This window comes from Micromonospora sp. S-DT3-3-22 (genome assembly GCF_015354745.1).
GTDB classification, from domain to species: domain Bacteria; phylum Actinomycetota; class Actinomycetes; order Mycobacteriales; family Micromonosporaceae; genus Micromonospora; species Micromonospora wenchangensis.
Genome location: NZ_JACGMO010000004.1, coordinates 1 through 19084, shown reverse-complemented (window position 1 = coordinate 19084; position 19084 = coordinate 1). Strand labels below are relative to the sequence as shown.

The 19084-nt window shown below is 68.2% G+C and carries 12 protein-coding genes and 1 pseudogene; 5 read left to right on the top strand and 8 right to left on the bottom strand.

Going from position 1 to position 19084, the window contains the following annotated elements; translation table 11 throughout:
• Positions 1 to 2: 2 nt before the first annotated feature.
• From H1A17_RS01820 to H1A17_RS01815, 3 genes and pseudogenes are all read left to right on the top strand, one after another.
• A complete protein-coding gene (locus H1A17_RS01820) occupies positions 3 to 1217 on the top strand; it encodes a TIGR02679 domain-containing protein (RefSeq protein WP_145919174.1) in 1215 nt (404 codons plus the stop codon).
• Positions 1218 to 1478: 261 nt separating this feature from the next.
• Positions 1479 to 1634 (top strand): annotated as a pseudogene (locus tag H1A17_RS35030) (beta-ketoacyl synthase N-terminal-like domain-containing protein); the annotation flags it as partial.
• Positions 1620 to 2135, top strand: coding sequence for a hypothetical protein (locus tag H1A17_RS01815; protein WP_309236670.1), 516 nt, complete (start codon positions 1620 to 1622; stop codon positions 2133 to 2135). The pseudogene H1A17_RS35030 and the gene H1A17_RS01815, both read left to right, overlap by 15 nt.
• A 245-nt stretch (positions 2136 to 2380) precedes the next feature.
• Here the strand turns inward: H1A17_RS01815 and H1A17_RS01810 are convergent, their stop codons facing one another.
• Positions 2381 to 2956 carry a TetR/AcrR family transcriptional regulator gene (locus H1A17_RS01810; protein WP_145919173.1) on the bottom strand — a complete coding sequence of 192 codons (576 nt, stop codon included), beginning with the start codon at positions 2954 to 2956 and terminating at the stop codon, positions 2381 to 2383.
• Positions 2957 to 3062: 106 nt separating this feature from the next.
• On the opposite strand from H1A17_RS01810, the gene H1A17_RS01805 reads away from it, so the two are divergent.
• Entirely contained in the window at positions 3063 to 3893 is an 831-nt protein-coding gene (locus H1A17_RS01805) for an oxidoreductase (RefSeq protein WP_145919172.1), read from the top strand.
• 298 nt (positions 3894 to 4191) lie between these two features.
• Here H1A17_RS01805 and H1A17_RS01800 read toward each other — a convergent pair whose 3' ends face one another.
• From H1A17_RS01800 to H1A17_RS35430, 7 genes are all read right to left on the bottom strand, one after another.
• Positions 4192 to 5658: an RICIN domain-containing protein gene (locus H1A17_RS01800; protein ID WP_228542746.1), complete on the bottom strand. Its 1467-nt coding sequence runs from the start codon at positions 5656 to 5658 to the stop codon at positions 4192 to 4194.
• Between the two features lie 368 nt (positions 5659 to 6026).
• The gene (locus H1A17_RS01795; protein ID WP_194820851.1) at positions 6027 to 8048 is read right to left on the bottom strand and encodes a family 43 glycosylhydrolase; all 2022 of its coding nucleotides are present in this window, start codon (positions 8046 to 8048) and stop codon (positions 6027 to 6029) included.
• 158 nt (positions 8049 to 8206) lie between these two features.
• The gene (locus tag H1A17_RS35270; protein WP_194820850.1) at positions 8207 to 10978 is read right to left on the bottom strand and encodes a cellulose binding domain-containing protein; all 2772 of its coding nucleotides are present in this window, start codon (positions 10976 to 10978) and stop codon (positions 8207 to 8209) included.
• A gap of 89 nt (positions 10979 to 11067) precedes the next feature.
• Entirely contained in the window at positions 11068 to 12351 is a 1284-nt protein-coding gene (locus tag H1A17_RS01785) for a cellulose binding domain-containing protein (protein ID WP_145919169.1), read from the bottom strand.
• A gap of 108 nt (positions 12352 to 12459) precedes the next feature.
• Positions 12460 to 13797: a cellulose binding domain-containing protein gene (locus H1A17_RS01780; RefSeq protein ID WP_145919168.1), complete on the bottom strand. Its 1338-nt coding sequence runs from the start codon at positions 13795 to 13797 to the stop codon at positions 12460 to 12462.
• A gap of 80 nt (positions 13798 to 13877) precedes the next feature.
• Positions 13878 to 15242 carry a glycoside hydrolase family 43 protein gene (locus H1A17_RS01775; protein ID WP_194820849.1) on the bottom strand — a complete coding sequence of 455 codons (1365 nt, stop codon included), beginning with the start codon at positions 15240 to 15242 and terminating at the stop codon, positions 13878 to 13880.
• A 14-nt stretch (positions 15243 to 15256) separates the two neighbouring features.
• On the bottom strand, positions 15257 to 16645 hold the full coding sequence (locus H1A17_RS35430) for a glycoside hydrolase family 43 protein (RefSeq protein ID WP_145922713.1): 1389 nt from the start codon (positions 16643 to 16645) through the stop codon (positions 15257 to 15259).
• Between the two features lie 597 nt (positions 16646 to 17242).
• On the opposite strand from H1A17_RS35430, the gene H1A17_RS01765 reads away from it, so the two are divergent.
• A complete protein-coding gene (locus H1A17_RS01765; protein WP_194820848.1) occupies positions 17243 to 18301 on the top strand; it encodes a LacI family DNA-binding transcriptional regulator in 1059 nt (352 codons plus the stop codon).
• The last annotated feature ends 783 nt before the right edge of the window (positions 18302 to 19084 follow it).

The window sequence follows — 19084 nt, the reverse complement described above, 5'->3', positions numbered from 1 at the left end:
CGATGCCGGCTGACCTCACCTACCTGGCGGAGGACGTCGACCTGCGTCCTCTGTGGCGCGCCGTCCATGGACGTCTGTGCGCCGGTGCCCGTCCCGAGGCGATCAACACGGTTCGGGTCCCGACGCTGAGCACGGCCGGCATCGCGCAACTGCGGACCTGGCTCGACACCTCCGTTCGTCGGCGCCGCGGCACATCCGCCGTCACCGTGTCCGGCGATACCGCCACGGTCCCGCTGCGAGAGCTCCTCGCCGTGCTCGGCATCGATCGAGAAGCGCTCGTCGCACTGGTCGAGAAGGCGGTGGGGGAACCGGTCATCGACCGTAGTGCCGCTGCGTTGGCCGCGGCGGACCGTCGTGCGCGGCTGTGGCAGTACGCGACCGAGGAGCTTCCCGACGTACCGCAGCTCGTCGCCCGGATGCGGGTGAGCGGCGTCGGCGAGGACGATACCGAGGTCCGGCACAGCATCGCGGCGCTCGCCGCAGCGCTGCGACGCCTTCCGGCCCGGCCACCGGTGCCTTTGGCGAAGCTCGCCCACGACATCACCGGCGACCCGCACTATTTCGACCTGACCACCCTCAACGGGATCCGCCTCGTGGCCGCCGTCGCCGAACGCACCGGCCAAAGCGAGCCGAGTCGGCCGGATCTGGTACGCGCGCTGCTGGCCACCGTCGGTGTCATTGCGGACCGGTTGTACGCGACCGTCCTGCTCTTCAACGTCGAGGCTGTCGGCGACGGGCCGATCGACCGACGGCTGCGTGATTCACCAGCGCCCGTGGCGCTCACCCTGCTCGACCTTGTACATCATCCGCCCATTCTCGCGCCGCAAACCCTGACGGTCGTGGAGAACCCGTCGGTCATGGAGGTCGCTTTCATTGCCGGGGTGCGGCAACCGATCGCTTGTACCAGCGGCCAGTTGCGCGCGATCGATCATGTGTTTTTTCAACTCGCTGTCGCGCACGGCGTGCGTCTGCGGTACGCCGGTGACATCGACCCCGCGGGAAAGCAGATCGCCGCAGTCGTCGCGTCGACCTACGGTGCCGAGATCGTCGCGATGGATGACGACGTCGCCTCCGAAGCTCGGCATCACCCGCCGGCTGCACCCCGGCCCAGGCCGCGCGAAGGTGAGCAGTCCCCCACGTGCGCTGGCGCAGCGACCCCGGTCTTCCAGGAACACGACGTCCTTCTCGCGAGAATCCTCGCTGCTCACCGGCTCTGACCCCGCGTGGACCGGCGGCACCGCCCTACCCGTTGATCGTGCCTCGTCGGTCGCGGCACGGTGCCGCACGTCCGGGTCGCGCATATCCGAGCGTTTCCTCCAGGTGCGGTGCCAGCTTTTTGGCTGCAAGTAGCTGCCGCTTTTTGCGGCCCACATGGTGTCGCGGGCATTGGTTTCGGGCCGCCTATCGTCGGCAGCGTGACGCCCCGTTGAGGGGTCGCGGCGCGGTGGTTTCCGCGCGGTCGGTGCTCCGGCGGCACCGATGCCGCCGTCACCCCGTACTTCGCCGCCGCGTTCGCCCGGATGAAGGCAATGTCCACCCGCAGGCACGACCCGGCCGGTGCCTCCCGCCCGTTCGACGTCGAGCGCGACGGCTTCGTGATGGCGGAAGGCGCGGGCGTCGTGGTGCTCGAGACCGAACAACACGCCCGCGGCCGGGGTGTCCGGCCACGAACCCACCTGCTCGGCTACGGTGCGTCCACCGACGCCTACCAAGCGACCACCCCTGCGCCCGACGGTGCCGGCGTCGAGCGTGCCGTGCGCACCGCCCAGGCCGAGGCCGGACTGGGTAGCGACGACATCGGCCACGTGAACGCGCACGGCACGTCCACTCCGCTTAACGACGTGACCGAGGCAGCCGCCGTGCGGCGGGTATTCGGTGGGGACACGGTCATCACCTCGACCAAGGGGGTGACCGGCCATCCCCTCGGTGCCGCTGGTGCCATCGAGGCCGTGTACACCGTTCTCGCCCTGCGGCACGGCCTCATACCACCCACCGCCAACGTGCAGGCGGTGGAGCCCGCCGTCGACCTGGACGTCGTCGTTGACTTGCCCCGGAAGAACCAGGGCACTGCCGCGGTCTCCAACTCCTTGGGCTTCGGCGGACACAACACCGCCCTCGTCATCGCCGTCACCTGACTCCGGCCGCCGCCAGACCGCCCGGCGACGGGCCCCTCGGTAGGCGGCTACGGCTCGGCGGGGCGGGCGAGTCGGCGATGCGCCTCGGGGTGAGCAGGGGCCTATGGTGTCGGTTACCCCATGGGTGGCAGGGCGCGATGCCCGAACAGCGGGCCGATTGCCGCATGGTGCGGTTCATGCGGCAGTACGCGACCGCCAGTGCCCATGTGTGGAAAAACGCTTTCACCGTGGTGACGGCCTGCCCCTCAGGCGACGGCGGCGCGGGGTTGCGTGGTGAGGCCGGTGAGGACGAGGGCGAGCCAGCGGGTGCGGACGGCTGGCGGCTGGTCGGTGGGGGCGGTGGCGACCAGGAGGTAGATGTCGTCGACGGTGATGTCGGGATGAATCTGACCTTCGGCCTTTCCGTGTTCGATGAGCTTGGCCAGGGCGGTGCTGGCGCGCTGTTCGGCGGTGGTGTCGGTGGGGTATGCCCCGAGGGCGTGGGCGGCGGCCTTGACGCCGTGGTTGGTTGCGGATGCCTCGACTACGTTGCCGAGGAATGTGGTGATTTCGCATAGGGCGGGTGAGCCGGCGGCGGCCCGTCGGTGGGCGGCTTCGGCGTCGTCGGCGACGTGGGCGGTGTACTCGGCGATGACTGCCGCGACTAGGTCCGCCTTGTTTGGGAAGTGTCGGTAGAGGGTCCCGACGGCCACGCCGGCTGCGGCGGCGATCTCGGTCATGCCGACGTTCGGCCCGTGCAGGGTGATCTGGTTGCGGGCGGCGTCGAGGATCTTCGTGCGGTTACGGATGGCGTCGGCGCGTGGGGGTCTGGTGTTGGTCACGGTCGGTCTCCGAGCGGGGACGGGGCGAGCGTGCGCTTGCGTTAAGCTGAACCATGGTTCATGATAGCCGTGAACCGAGGTTCACTTTATCGGATGGAGGGCTGGGATGACCAACAAGACCGCGCTCGTCACCGGAGCATCGTCCGGCATCGGCGAGGCCACCACACTGCTACTGCAGGAACTCGGCTACACCGTGTATGGTGCCGCCCGTCGCGCCGATCGCCTGCGACCGCTAGCTGTCCGCGGAGTACGTCCGCTGACGATGGACGTGACCGATGACGCGTCCATGACCAGCGGGATTGCGAGGATCATCGAAGAGACGGGGCAGCTTGACGTTCTGGTCAACAACGCAGGGTACGGCTCGTACGGCGCGATCGAGGACGTGTCGCTCGACGAGGCCCGCCGTCAGTTCGAGGTCAATGTCTTCGGTGCCATGCGTCTGACGCAACTCGCCCTGCCCTCCATGAGGGCGCGACGCAGTGGCACCATCGTCAACATCACCTCGATGGGGGGAAAGATCCACACCCCGCTCGGCGGCTGGTACCACGGAACTAAGTTCGCCCTCGAGGCCCTCTCCGACTGTCTCCGGCTTGAGGTCAAACAGTTCGGGATCGACGTCGTGGTCATCGAGCCCGGCGGTATCCAGACCGAGTGGGGCGCAATCGCCGCCGACCATCTCAAGAAGACCTCCGGCAGCGGCGCATACACCGCGCAGGCCACGGCGGTGGCCAGCAGCCTCAGCTCGGAAGCTAACGCCCGACGCAACTCACCTCCTCAGGTCATCGCCGACGCGATCGGCAGGGCCGTTACCGCCAAGCGGCCCCGCACCCGCTACGCCGTCGGCTTCGGTGCTCGCCCCCTCATCGCCGCGAGGAGCCTCCTTCCCGACCGTGCCTTCGACACACTCATCGCCCGCGCCAGCGGTGTACCGACCTGACACCCGATTCCGCCCGTACGAGCGAGGGACTCGACACCCATGCGGCATGTCGCTGGTTCAGGCAGCCACGTCCAGCGCTGATCTGGCGGACCAGGCCGGGTATGTCCCCGGCAGGGTCGAGGTCCCGTCGCATGCAAGCAGCAGCGCTCCGGTTCCACGTAGGACGAGAACCTCCAGGCCAGGGACATCGGCTCCCTCCAAGGGACTGCGTGGATCTACGCAGTCCCCGCTGCGCCGCCGGTGGCTGCGATCTCGCACCCACGATGTCCTAACAGTCGTTGGTAGACAGCGTCGGCGTTCATCCGACAGCGGTAATCTTCCATTGTTGGTTAAGGCTGCCGGTGTCGCCGTACTGAGCGAGGACGGCACCGTTGGTGCTGTTGCCCACGCCGTCGATGTACATGCCGGTGGCCCGGTTTTTGATCCGGACGTTGTTGGCGGCAGTGAGCACGGTCCACTGCTGGTTGGCGCTGGTGCTGCTGGCGTACTGGCCGACCGCGGCACCGTTGGCGGTGCGTCCCATGCCGTCCAGGTAGAGACTGGTTGTCCGATTCCTGATGCGCACATAGGTACCGCTGTTCTCGATTACCCACTGCTGGTTCGTGCTGCTGCTGTCGCCCCACCCGGTCGCGTTGGCGCCGTTGTTGGTGTTGCCCATGCCATCGATGTACAGGCTCGTGCTCGCGTTGCGGACGCGAACGTACGTGCCGCCCCCGTCACCGACTCCCCACGCATATCGGAGTCGGGTCAGGCCGGACGGGTTGACCAGCGACAAGTTGATGTTCGAACCGCTGCCGCTCTTGCTGGTCATGCTGTACCAGTCATTGTCACGCAGGCCTGGCCAGAACACACTGCCCATTTCTGCGCTGCGTAGGTAGCTGCTCACGCCACGCAGGTAGTCGGCGAAGAAGGACCCGCTCGGGACGCTGTAGTCGATCGGGTCGTACTCGATGCCGTCCTTGACGCCGCGTCGCATCGGCCCGCCCCACTCGGTCGCGACCGTCCGGCTGGCGTGCTGCCCGACGTAGCCGGCGATGTGGTTCGCCCACGACGTCTCGTCTTCGAAGGGAGGAGTCACGTTCATCGTGTAGTCGTGCACCCCGAGCAGTGTGCCGTTCAGGCGAGCGTCGTTGCCGACTACGACAACGTTGGTGGCGAATCCGGTGCCGTCCAGGATAATGCGGCCGCGCGGTATGTTGAAGTACCGGTTCAACCAGGTGTAGTACATGTTGTTCAGGTCGGTCGCGCTGTAGCCCCACGGCTCGTTGATGACCTCGAAGTAAGCGTTCGTGTTGCTGCCGTACCTCGCCACCACGGTGTCCCACATCTGGTGGAACGCGGTCATGTTCGAAGGGCGGCCGCCGCTGTGCGCCCAGTACGGCAGAATCACTTTGCCCTTGCTGAGCGCATTGTCGATCGCACCGGTGTATGTTCCCCAGTAGCTGGCCACTGTCGGCTCATTGATCGGCATCCGCACCGTATTGGCGCCAGTGATGGCGTACATCTGGCCGATGACCCGGTCCGCCACCGTCGATGCCGAGGTGTAGGTGTCAGCTGAGCCGAGACCGGAAACGTACACCACTCCGTTGACGAAATTGTCCCGGCTGTCAGCCCAGTTCAGGCCCCTGAACTGACTCGTGGACGCCACTGCCGGGTGCGCGCTCGGGACCACTACTGCACCCATTGAGGCGAGCACCGCCGCCAACAGCACCCACATCGTCGTAGGCCAGTTGCGTTGTCGCCTTACTTGATTGATGAATGCCATTGATCGCTCCTGTCAGTGGTACATCAGTGATATGGCTGTGGCGTCCACGCCCGAGGGCGCCAAGTGGGCGGAGGAATACGCCGTCGACACGGCCGGTGAGTCGACACCGCCTCAGGCTGAGGCACTGCCGTAACCAGTGGCCGACCATGCGGCCGGGGCCGGGCAGCTGGGCACCGAGCGTGGAAAGCTGCCCGGCCATCTGCCCTTGACTCGGAGATCGTCTGGTCCCTATCCGTGATCAAGGACCGTCAGATACCCGGGCACGTGACCTGCGGGCCAACGCTGATTCGTCGCCGTGATGCGGTGGGCCGGTGCAGGGTGGTGGCCTGCGCCGGCCCGCCGTTCCCGTCGCCGGAGGTCCGCCCGGGTCAAGGTGTGGTCAGGTCGAACTTCCGTATGGTGACCGCGCCACCCAGCGACTGGGTGGCGTAGTTGAACATGGCGAACCGGTACGCCATGAAGAATTGCCAGGCGTGGTTGAGGGTGAACGCCGGACCGAGGCTGGTGAACGTGTTGCCGTCGGTGCTGTAGGAGAACCGGGCCTGTCGTCCGGCGCCGGGTCTGACGTCGGCGTTGACGCGTAGCCAGATCCGTGTGCCGCTGATCGGCGCGCTGGCCCGTTCGGTGCCGGTGCCGGTGGTCTGCCAACTGCTGTTCATCGTCAATCCGTCGGTCATCACCACCCTGGTGGTGCCGTTGTCCCTGCGCAGCCCGATCCAGGCCGATGAGTCCCGTAGCAGGGCCAGGCCGGCGCGGTCGCCATTGACCATGGCGGAGTGGTCCAGTTCAATCGTCGCGGTCGAGGATGGTCCCTGGATCCGGTGGGTCAGCGTGTTGCGTGCCTGGTAGAGGTCGTTGGTCACGGTGGCGGTCTGCAACCGCAGTCCGTTGTTGACCGACCAGCGGGTGTTGTCGGGGTTGTGGTTCCACTCCCACTGTGGTCCCAGGGTGGTGCCGGCGAACGTGTCCGCGCCGATCATCGGCTTCACCGGCCGGGGCGGGCGCGGCACGTTCGGGTACGGGTAGTTCGCACCCCACCGCCCGTTGACGGTCTGCAGCACCGGCCAGTCCGCGTTCCAGGTGATCGGGGCAAGGGTCGGAATCCGCCCGCCGGGGTAGGCGTCGATGAACGCCATGTAGTACCAGTCACCGTTCTGGGTCTGCACCATCCCGCCCTGGTGCGGCACCGAACCCGGCTCGCCCTGGATCGGACCGGGCAGGTTCAGCAGCACCTCCTTCGTTTCGTACGGGCCGAACGGACTGCGTGAACGCAGCACGTACTGACCGTTGGCGGGTTTCGTGAGCCAGATGTAGTAATACCCGTTGCGCTTGTAGAACCGGGCACCCTCGATGTAGCCGATGTTCGACGGCGAGGTCCACACCTGCTGGGCGCGGACCTGGGACAGGCCGTCGGCCGACAACTGGGCGACGCTGATGTTGGTGCTCCCGTATGCCACGTACATGGTGTCGTTGTCGTCGATCAGCAGACCGGCGTCGTAGTAGCAGTTGTTGATCCGGGACCGCTTCTGCCATGGGCCCTCGACATTGGTGGCGGTGTAGACGTAGGTACGGTTGAACTCGGTGCACCCGATCCAGTAGAACGTCTTGTTACTGGGCCGGTAGTTGAACGCCGACGCCCAGATCCCCTTCACGTACGCCCGACCACCGGTCAGGTTGTAGTTGCTCGACTCGAAGTCCAGGTTCGGCACGGAGTGACCGACGAACTCCCAGTTCACCAGGTCGTACGAGCGCAGGATCGGCGCACCCGGCGAGTAGTGCATGGTGGATGCCGAGTAGTAGTAGGCGTCGCCCACCCGGATGATGTCGATGTCCGCGAAGTCCTGCCACAGCACCGGATTGGTGAACGTCGACGACGGCGGCCACGGGCCAGTCGTGGGAGACGGTGGCGTCGTCGGCGGCGACGTCGTCGGCGGGGGCGCGGTGGTGGTGGGGACGGGACCACCCGTGGTCGGCGTGACAGTGCCGGTGCAGATAGTGCCGTTCAGGGCGAAACTCGTGGGAACCGGGTTGGACGTCGTCCAGGTGCCATTGAAACCGAAGCTGACGTTTCCGCTGGTCGGAATGCTGGCGTTCCACCCGACGTCGGCAACCGTCACCTGGATGCCGGATTGGCTGACCGTGCCGTTCCAGAGCTGCGCTACGGTCTGCCCGGCGGCGAAGGACCAGGCCAACTGCCAGCCGTCGACCGGATCACCGAGGTTCTTGACCGTCACATCGGCACCGAATCCTCCGGACCACTGGCTGGTCACCGTGTAGGTGACCTGACAACCAGCGGCAGCCGAGGCCGAGGCGGACACGAGCCCGCCGGCCCCGGTGACCACGACGGCTGTCGCGACCGCCAGGCCGAGCCGGTAGCGGGTGCGCTGCATGGAAATCCTCCTACCAGGTGGATCGATCATGAGTGGGAATGGGTGCGCTGCCCGGACCCGCCGACAGGTCGGTCGGTCGCTCACAGAACCCCGGCCGTCACCGCGGGCGCTCTTGGGCATGCCGCTCGGCCCGGCCGACGGCGGGGGCAGCCGCCGGCTCAGCGCCAGAGCGCCGCGTTGTCGAAGTTGGCGGGTTCGGTTTCGCCACCGGCGCCGACCGTGTCGGTGGTGGTGATGGTGATGGTGGCGTCGGGCAGTCCGGCGGATCGGGCAGTGATGGTCGTCGTGCCGGCGTAGTAGGAGCGGAACTCGATGGCCGCCTTGCCGTCGAAGGTCTGGGTGCCCGGGGTGAAGGTGTACGACTTGCCGCCGGGCAGGATGCCGGGACCGCTGGTGACGGTCAACGTGACGGCGCGCGTGTTGTTGACCCATGCGCCTGCGGCGTTACGCATCGTCACCACGAGTTGGGTGTCCGTGGTGCCGTCGTTGGTGATCGTGGTCGGGGCGTACCGTCCGGGCTCCAGGGTCATCCGGGTCGCGGTCCCGCTCGTGGATTGTTCGCGGGCGGCCGGTGTGGGGTCGGCGAGGTTGGCGCTGCTCGACCAGCGTGCCTTGTTGGCTCGGTACCAGTACCACTGGTTCTTCGGTAGCCGGTAGAAGTCGATCATGCCCATCCGGGCGAAGCTGGCGTCCATGATCGTGCCGTGGTCGAAGCCCGCCCAGATGGCCAGTCCCGCGCTGCCGGTGGTGAGCTTGAACCGGGTGCCGTCGGTCGGGTCCTTGACGTCGCCGTACGTCGGGTCGTAGGTGCCGGGCCGGTCGGAGGTGTAGGACCCGTACTCGGAGACGACGTTCGGCATCCAGGTGTTGGTGATCTTTCCACCGTCCCCGTTGTAGCCGGCGATGTCGCAGACGGAGAGTTGGTCGAGCGCGCTGCGTTGGACGCCGCCCATCCCGGCCTTGCGGGTCGGGTCGAGTTGGTGGGAGTAGTCCCGCATCCGGCTTACCAGGGCCTTGGCCTTGCTCAGGGTGCCCGAGGCGGTGAAGAACACCTCGTTGCCCATGGACCAGTTGATGATCGAGGGGTGGTTGCGGTTGACCCTGATCATGTCGCGTAGGCCGTCCAGGGCGCTCTGTTCGAAGGTGGCCTGGTCGGTCGTCTTCTGCGGGTAGCCGTCCGCCAGGTAGTCGCTGTACCGGCCGGTGGGGGTGGGTTCCCGGCCAGCGGTCGCGGTGGCCCAGAAGGTGCTCTCGGACCAGAGCATGAGACCGAGTCGGTCGGTGGCGTCGGCGAAGGACGGGTCGTGCGGGTAGTGCGAGCCCCGGACGAAGTTCATGCCGGCCTCGCGGAGGTAGCGCACGTCGCGGTCGAATCCCGAGTCGGTGACGGCGTTGCTCCATCCACCGTGGTCCTGGTGGTCGTTCGCCCCGAACAGCAGCGTCTTCGTACCGTTGAGGTAGAAGCCGTCGACCTTCCACTGGGCGCTGCGGAAACCGAACGTGGTGCGGTAGGTGTCGGTGATCGTGCCGCTGCCGATCACCCCGTCCGCCGTGGTGTCGGTGACGAGCGAGGTGGTCACGGTGTAGAGCGCCGGATTGTTCGGTGCCCACAGATCGAGAGCCTGGATCATGCCCGCAGTGTTCGACAGGCTGCCGCTGAGCGCGTCGAGGGTCGTCGAGGCCGCCCCGCCGAGGGTCCGCACCGGCGAGCTGAAGGTCGCCAGCACGGTGTTCGACCCCTGCCGGCGTACCTCCTGGCGGGCGTAGACGTCGATGGGCGAGGCGTTGTCGTTGCGTACCTCAGTCTGCACCCTGACGTTCGACCGACGGGCGGCGAGGTTCGCGCGCAGGTCCGTCTCGCTCGGATACTGCGACGGGTCGATGTTGCGGTAGTAGGCGGCGTTGCTCGTGTCCCAGGTCGGGTTGGTCAGCGCGGGCGTGGTAACGAAGGTGCCGTACCAGGCGACGTGGACGTTGTTCGTGACGTTCAGGAAGACGTCCCGGTAGATGCCGCCGCTGAACTGGTGGTCACCGGTGCGCGGGGCCAGGTCCGCCCGCCAACCGTTGTCCACCCGTACGGCCAGCACGTTGTCGCCGGTGCGCAGCGCGTTGGTGAGGTCGAAGGTGAACCCGGTGAAGCCACCACGGTGGGTGCCGGCCCTGGTTCCGTTGACCCACACGTCGGTGACCGAGAACGAACCCTCGAATTCGATCTCGACCCGCCGGCCGCTCCACGACGTGGGCACGGTCAGGTGCCTGCGGTACCAGCCGACACCGACGTGGAAGGACTGTCCGTTGGTCGTGCCGCCCACGTCGTAGGGGGCGTCGAAGTCGTGCGGCAACGCCACCGGCACCCAGGTGCTGTCGTTGAAGTCAGGGTTCTGGGCTCCGGACACGTCCGCACGGATGAACCTCCAACTCCGGTTGAGGTTGATCTTCTCCCGTGCGACCGACCCGTCCGGTGGGGCGGTCGGGGACGGGGTGGTGGGGGTCGGGGTGGGCGTGGCCGGTGTCTCCGGTGGGGTGGGCGTGGCCACCCCACCGGTGCACACGGTGCCGTTCAGGGTGAACGCCGTGGGCACGGGATTGCTGCCGGGCGTCGAGCCGTTGAAGCCGAACGCCGCGTTCCCGCCGGTGGGGATAGTCGCGTTGTAGCTCACGTTGGTGACGGTGACCTGGGCTCCGGACTGGCTGACTGTGCCGTTCCACAGTTGGGTGACCGTCTGCCCGGCGGCGTACGACCAGGACAACCGCCACCCGTCGATCGGATCACCGAGGTTGGTGACGGTGACCGCCGCGCCGAAGCCACCCGGCCAGGAACTGGTGACCGTGTAGTCGACCCGACAGCCCGCGGCGGCCTGGGCGGCGGTCGCCACCAGCCCACCCGTGCCCGCCAGCACGGCGGCGAGGACGAGACTCCTGATCTTCATTGCTACCTCCTTCGTTGACCGGGACGGGTGGGACGACATCCGACCTCGCCGGGGTGACCGGGGCGAGGTCGGGCTGCGCCTGCGGTCTGTCAGGTCGTGGTGCAGGTGAGGATGGGTGTCGTCGCTGAGCCGCCGGCGGTGAAGCCGAACGTGGTGGATGCGCTGGCGGCGAGGTTGCCGTTCCATGCCTCGTTGGTGACGTTCTGGGTGCTGCCGGCGGGGGTGTTGCGCCCGCCCCAGAGTTGGGTGATGCTCTGCCCGTTGGCGAGCGTCCAGCTGACCCGCCAGCCGGTGATAGCGCGGGCGCCGGCGGTCACCGTGACCTCACCCTGGAAGCCACCCTGCCACTGGCCGACGGTCTGGTAGCTGGCCGTGCACCCGCCCGGCCCGGGGCTCGTCGGCGGCGTCGTGGGTGGCGTCGTCGGCGGAGTGGTGGGGGGCGTGGTCGGGGTGGTGCCGGCGAACTGGGTGAAGAACCGCCACACCTCGCCCGGGACCCAGGTCCGGCTGCCGCTGTCACCGCCGGCACCGTCCTGCGGCGCGGCGATGTGCCCACCGTCGAACGCCGCCCACACCACCGGGTAGCCGGATCGGCAGCCGGAGTAGCTGTAGACCGTGTGGGTCAGGCTCCCGGCCCTCGGCTCCGGCGGGCTCGCCGCCGTGCATCCGTTGTTGCGGACGAAGCGGTCCCGCAGCGCCCGTCCGCTGGCGATGTTGTCACCGATACCGTGTACGCCGAGGTAGGCGATCGGCTGGGTGCCGCCGCTGCATCCGCTGAGCGTGCCGGGGGACGACTGGACCGCGACGGCGCGGAAGACGTTCGGCCGGGCACAGGCCAGGGCGTAGCTCATGCCGCCGCCGTAGCTGAAGCCGACGGAGAAGCGTTGTGTCGTGTCGATGCACAGGTCGCTCTCGATCCGGCGGAGCATGTCGTCGACGAAGGTGACGTCCTCACCGCCGGTGTTGGCCCAGCCGTTGCCGATGCCCTGCGGTGCCACGAAGATCGTGCTGTTGTTCGACAACCGCAGCAGGCCGTAGTACGCCCAGACGTCGCGCTGCACCGTCTGACCGGTCGCGACGTCGACGGCGGTTCCACCCCACCAGTGGAATCCGAACACCAGCCGGTACTGGCGGTTGCGGTCGTACCCGTCGGGGAGCTTCAGGATGAAGCTGCGGTTCTTGCCGCCGCTGGAGATGGTGTAGGTGCCGTTACCCAGGGTGGGGGCCTTGCCGCAGCCCGCTGTCGCGGCCAGTGGGCTGACCCCGGCGGCGGACGCGGCACCGGGGCCACCGGTCAGTGCGGCGCCGGCCAGCGCGGCGACGAGTACCGCCGCGGTGGCCAGCGCGCCGACGATGGACGAACGTCTTGCCATGTCATGACTCCTCTATCGGTCCTGTGCGGGGTCCCTGCTCAGACGGCTGCGTCCCGGACACCGGTGAGGTCGCGGGCGGGCCGGGACAACCCGCCCGCGACCGGTCGGCTACCTGGTGCAGGTGACGCCGTTGAGGGTGAACGCCGTCGGTGCGGCGGCGTTGCCGGTGTGGTTGGCCTGGAAGCCGATGCTGACCGAGGCGCCGGGGGCGATGGTCGGGTTGTAGCTGACGTTGCGGGCGGTGACCTGGCCGGAGGCGGGCGTGTAGGTGGCGTTCCATCCGGAGGTGATGCTCTGCCCGCCGGGCAGGGTGAAGACCAGCGACCAGCCGTTGACCGGGGTGCTGCCGGTGTTGGTGACGGTGAGGTCCTCGGTCAGGCCGGTGCTCCACGCGTTGACCGTCGTGGTGACCGCGCAGCCCCCGCCGGCCGGCGGCGGGGTGGTCGGCGCGGGCGTGGTCGGGCCGGGCGTGGTCGGTGCGGGGGTCGTCGGGCCGGGGGTGGTGGGTGCGGGCGTGGTGGACGTGAACTGGGTGAAGAACCGCCAGGTCTCGGCCGGCAGCCAGGTGCGGGTGCCGCTGTCACCGGGTGCGCCGTCCTGCGGGGCGGCGATGTGCCCCTCGTCGAAGGCCGCCCACACCACCGGGTATCCGGCCCGGCAGCCCGAGTAGGTGGTGCTGCGGTGGGTCAGGCTGCCTTGGCTCGGCTCGGGCGGGTTCTGCGCGGTGCAGCCGTTGTTGCGGACGAACCGGTCGCGCAGCGTGCGTCCGCCGGCGATGTTCAGGACGCCGTCGCGGATGCCGTGCGCGCCGAAGTAGGCGATCGGCTGGGTGCCGCCGCTGCACCCGCTGAGCTGCCCGCCGGAGTAGACCGCCACGGCCCGGAAGACGGTGGGCCGGGCGCAGGCGACGGCGTAGCTCATCGCGCCGCCGTAGCTGAAGCCGAGGGCGAACCGCTGGGTGGTGTCCACACACAGGCCGGCCTCGACCCGGCTGAGGATGTTGTCGACGAAGGTGATGTCCTCCCCGCCGGCGTTACCCCAGCCGTTGTTCAGGCCCTGCGGCGCGACGAAGATGGTGCTGTTGTTCGCCAGCCGTTGCAGGCCGTAGTAGGACCACACGTCGCGCTGCACGGTCTGGCCGGTGGCGACGTCGGTGGCGGTGCCGCCGACCCAGTGGAAGCCGAGCACCAGCCGGTACTGCCGGTTGGCGTCGTAGCCGTCGGGCACCCGCAGGATGAAGCTGCGGTTCTTGCCGTTGCTGGTGATGGTGTGGGTGCCGCTGGCCAGGGTCGGGGCCTTGCCGCAGCCGGCCGTCGCGGCCGTCGTCCCGACGTCCGCGGCGCGGGCGGAGGCGCCCAGGCCGCCGCTGACCATCGCGGTGCCCAGGCCCAGGGCCAGCAGCATCGCCGCGGCTACCGACCCGAGTCTCGATCTGCGTCCTGTCATCAGGTGTCTCCTCGTACGTGGGGGTGGAGGTGGTCCCACCCCGGCCACGGTGGGACGGACGGCCGGGGCGGAGCGGGGCGTCAGCGGAACTGCCACCAGTTGACGTTGAACAGGTTGCCGCTGCCGCCGGCGAACCTGAGGTACACGTCCTGGGTCCCGATGGCGCCGCTGACCGGGCAGGTGACCGTGGTCCAGGTCTGCCAGCCGCCGGTCACCGGGACGGTGCAGGTGCCCACGGTGGTACCGGTGGCGCTGCCCAGCCGTACCTCGATGCGGCCACCGGTGGTCGCCGACGCGACCCGGGCGGTGAACGAGGTGGCACCAGTGCCGAAGGCGACCCCCTTGACCTTGATGTAGTCGCCGTTGTTGAGCCAGCCGACGTTCATCCCGCCCTCGCTTGACGGCTCGGTCTCCACCCCGACCGACCAGGCGATCGTCTCGGCCTCCTGGCGTAGGTACGGGTTGAGGGTGCCGACCTGCGGGGCGCCGGAGGTGGTCATGTTGATGGTCGGGATGGTGCCGTCGGCCCGGTAGCTGAACTTCTCCACCGCCACCGAGCGGGTGAAGCCGCCGCCGCCCGGCAGCGCGCCGTTGTGGTAGAAGAAGTACGAGCCGCCGTTGAAGTCGATGACGGCGGGGTGGTTGGTGAAGCTGGTCCCCTGCCGGGGCATGATCGTCCCCCGGTAGGTCCACGGCCCGGTCGGGCCGGGAGCGGTGGAGTAGGCGATGAACTCCGAGCAGCACTCGGCCGCGAACACGTTGTAGTAGACGCCGTTGCGCTTGTAGACCCAGGGCGCCTCCTCGTACAGCGTGGGGCGGCTGGTGTTTCCGCTGCGGGTGCCGAAGCCGGCGGTGGTCAGCGGGATCTGGGTCGGGCCGCCGGAGAACGAGGTCATGTCGGTGTTGAGCCGCACGTACCACAGGTTGGGGTTGCCCCAGTACAGGTACGCCTGTCCGGTGTCGTCGACGAAGGCGTGCGGGTCGATCTCGCCGTTCTCCACCAGTGGCCGGCCGATGGCGTCGCGGAACGGGCCGGTGGGGCTGTCGGCGACCGCGACGCCGATCGCCATCCGTCCGGTCGCCCGGTTCTTGACCGGGACGTACCAGTAGAAGCGGCCGTTGCGGTAGACGGTCTGGCCGGCCCACGCGTCGGCGCTGGCCCAGCTGAAGGTGGCCAGGCTCATCGGGGAGCCGTGGTCGGTCCAGTTGACCATGTCGGCCGACGAGTAGACGCGCCAGTCCTTCATCGTGAAGTACGTCGAGCCGTCCTCGTCGTGGCCGGTGTAGAGGTAGACCCGGCCGTTGTGCACGAGCGCGGCCGGGTCGGCGGTGTAGATGGTCTGCACGACGGGGTTGTCCGCGCGGCTGACCGCCGGCGTCAGCACCACCAGGCAGAGCAGGCCGGCGAGTAGCGCGGTGCCACGTCGCAGCAGGTTTCTCGTCACGGTGCTCTCCTCGCTCAGGACGTGATGCGGAAGGTGGCGTCCTGCCGGTCGGTCACGCTCGAACCGGCGCTGAGCGGGTCGATCCGCAGGACGTTTCCGGCGTGCCGCAGATACCGGTCGGGGAAGTTGGCGGACCGGAGCGACGTCCACGCCGCGTCGGCCAGGCCGGCGGTACGGTGGAAGGTGGCGTCCGCCCGGAACGTCGCCGACCCGTCGTTCGGGTCGAGTCGGATGGCGTAGTTGCTGTGCCGCAGGAAGTTCCCCGGTCGGTTCACCGACTCGAACGAGACCCCCGCGGAGTCGGACAGACCTGCCACCATCCGCCACAGCTGGTCCTGGTACGGGTCGAACGGGAACGGGTCGATCCGGCCGACGCCGTTGCTGTGGCGCACGAAGTAGTCCGGCAGGTTCGACGACTTGAGCCGCACCCAGTTCGGGGTGCCCCACCGGGACACCATCGCGTTGTACTCGGCGTCGCTGATCCCGACGACCGAGCCGTGCTTGGCGTTCAGCGGCGGGGTGTAGTCCCGCTGGTTCAGCGCCGTCCACGAGTTGCCGGCGATGTTGGAGGTGGACCAGATGTAGTAGTCGGCGTTGACCGGGCTGAACGAGTCACCCCAGAGCCGCCAGCCACTGCCGTCGTTGTTCTTCACCAGCAGCGGTGCCTCGATCGCGTTGCCCATCCGCAGCCCGCTGGTGTAGGTGGTGAAGCTGTTCGGCGCCCCGGTCGAGGAGCGCGCGCCGTGCAGCAGACCGGTGGAGAGGTTCTTGTAGTACAGGTAGGTGGTGCCGCCGTCGACGACGACGTCGCCGTCGAGCACCCCGAACCCGGGGCTGAAGAACACCTGCTGGGGGCCGATGTTGACGAAGTCGCTGGTGTAGTTGACCATCAGCACGTCGCCGCCGCTGTTGCAGGAGTAGACGATGGCGTACTGCCCCCGGGCGGCGTCCCAGAACGCCGTCGGTGCCCAGGTGTGCGAGTTGGGCAGGGTGTGCATCCTGATCCGGCGGTAGCCGGTGAGGTTCGTCAGGTTGGTCGAGTCCCACACGTGCAGGTACTGGCTGTTCAGGCCGAAGTTGGTGCCCTTGAGGTCGGTGGCCAACACCACGAAGGTGCCGTCCTGCTTCCGCAACACGAACGGGTCACGCAGGCCCAGTTGCCCCTGGGTGGGGGTCACCACCGGATTGTTCTGGTTCAACGGTGTCCAGTTCAGACCGTCCCGGCTCACCGCCAGGTGCAGACCGTAGTCCGCGCCCTGGAAGCTCGGCGTCTCGGTGAAGTAGGCCATCGCGTACGCGGTGTTCGCCGCCCACGCAACACCGGGCAGCCCAGCCACCGATGCCGCGGTGAGCGCACCGGACGCGGCCACGGCCTTGATGAGTGCTCGTCGACTGATCGCCACGATACGGAACCCTTCTGCCATCGTTTTGGTCGTCCATTTGCGAAAATGCAGTACGTCTGAGCGGCGGAGCGGCAGCGGGGCAGGGTGCGGCCGGCCGCCACCATCGCGACCCTGGTCTCGCTGGAGGAGATGCGGACGCCGGCTGCCATCGATACCGGCAGCCATCAGCCCGGATGCCGACGAACGCCGGTTCGCGCCAGGTGGAACCGCCGTTCTGTTAGCGTTCACAGGATGCTGCCCAGGCATCCTCACCTAAGGGTCCACCGACGCCCGGGCTCCCGACCGCGCGTCACATTCCCTGACATGGACTCTCGTGGATGGCTGTCTCAGCCGTCAAGATGTGACGATCAGATTTCGCGAAAGTTCCCAGCCGTTGACGGTCGGTCGAAACCCCCGAAACCGCCGCCCGCACGGTGTCCCACCCTCTTTCACCTGCTACGAACCGATTCGAGGACGACGCGATCCACCATCGGGACTTTCGAATGTTATCGATAACGGTTTCGCGCCTGCCGCAGTCGTCGACAGACGATAAGGCGGCGGTCCGGCGGCCTGAGCGGCACTGGTCAACCCCCGCACCTCGACCCATAGACTTCCTTCGTGATTGAGAAAGGCCCCGAGCAGCCACTCCGCAGACTCCGGCGCGGTGACCTGCCCATCGCCGCGATCGCCGAACTCGCCGGCGTCTCCCCACCCACGGTCTCCAAGGTCCTCAACGGCCGTCGCGGCGTGGGCGAACAGACCCGGCAGCGGGTGGAGGCACTGCTCCGCGACCACGGCTACCGACGGCGGGAGACCACCGGCACGGCCCTCTGCATCGAGGTGGTCTTCCACCAGATGCTGTCATCGATCGCCATGGAGATCCTGCTCGGTGTCCAGGGGGTCACCTCTGCCAGCGGCTACACGGTCGGCTTCACCGATGTGGGTGAGCACCTGAGAGCGGGGCAACCCTGGGCGGCGCCGCTGCTGCTGCGGCGGCCAGCCGCCGTCATCACGATGTTCTCCCTGTTCACCGCCGAGGACGGCGAGCAGTTCGCGGCGGCCGGGACACCACTCGTCGCGGTCGACCCGATCGGGAGCCTGTTTCCCACCCCCGCCGTCGGGTCGAACAACTGGAGCGGTGCCGTCGCCGCCACCCAGCACCTTCTCGACCTCGGTCATCGGCGGATCGGAGTGCTCACCGGGCCGGTCAGGGACCTGCACGCACGGGCTCGTCTGGACGGCTTCCGGGCCGCGTTGGACTACGCCGGTGTCCCGTTCGACGCAACCCTCGAACGGCACGGGATATTCACCGTCGAGGACGGCCGCGACCTCGGCGCCGAGCTGCTCGCCCGCCCGGATCCGCCGACTGCCGTCGTCTGCGGCAACGACCTGCAGGCGATGGGCGTCTACGTGGCGGCGCGGGAGGCGGGGCTGCGGATCCCTGACGATCTCAGCGTTGTCGGCTTCGACGACGTCGAATCGGCGGCGTGGCTGGCTCCGCCGCTGACCACCGTGCGGCAGCCGTTCGCCGAGATCGGTGCCACCGCCGCCCGACTCGCGCTGACCATGGTCGATGGCCGGTCGCTCAGCCAGGAACGATACGAGGTCGGCACGACTCTCGTCGCCCGTGGCAGCACCGCCCCGCCCGGCTCCCGATCGTCGGCTCCTCCGACGTGACCGAAGAACTGCGCCGGGCAGCGGGCCACCCACCGTGGCTCGTCCTGGATCACTGCCAGGACGGGACCGTAGTCCGCGCCCTGGAAGCTCGGCGTCTCGGTGAAGTAGGCCATCGCGTACGCGGTGTTCGCCGCCCACGCAACACCGGGCAGCCCAGCCACCGATGCCGCGGTGAGCGCACCGGACGCGGCCACGGCCTTGACGAGTGCTCGTCGGCTGATCGCCACGGTGCGGGCCCCTTCTGTCGGCGTGCTTGTCGGTTGGCTTGGTCGAAAAGTGCAGTAGGTCTAACGAGCAGGACCGCATCGGCACAGGATGAAATCGGAGCAACCTAGCCGTCAGTGCACTCTGGAGCTGCCCGACGACGGCAAACCGCCCGCCGGGGGCACCTCGGCCCGGCTTCCCACCCACACGGGACACTCCGATCGGCACGATGTCGCACGTCCGGCCCGCCGCCGATGCGACACCCCCACCACTCGCGAAAGCTGTCGTTCTTCCCGATCAGCTCTAGGACGCAGCGCCATCGTCATTCGTTTTCCCTGGTGGATGGGTCTTTCGCTCCCCTAGTAGGCGGTCGAGAGCAGGGTGGACCCCGGTCGCCACATCCATTGACATGCTCGTATGTGAACGTTAACTTGCTCATCAGTGCAGCAGTGTGGGTCACGCCCTCTGCCGCCGATTCGGCTGGTCAGCGCCCCCGGCGTCCGGGCCGCCAGCCCCGACGGCACCGACCAGCGGACTCGCCAGGCTGCACGGTTGCTCCTGCCTGCCGGAGTTCGGGCC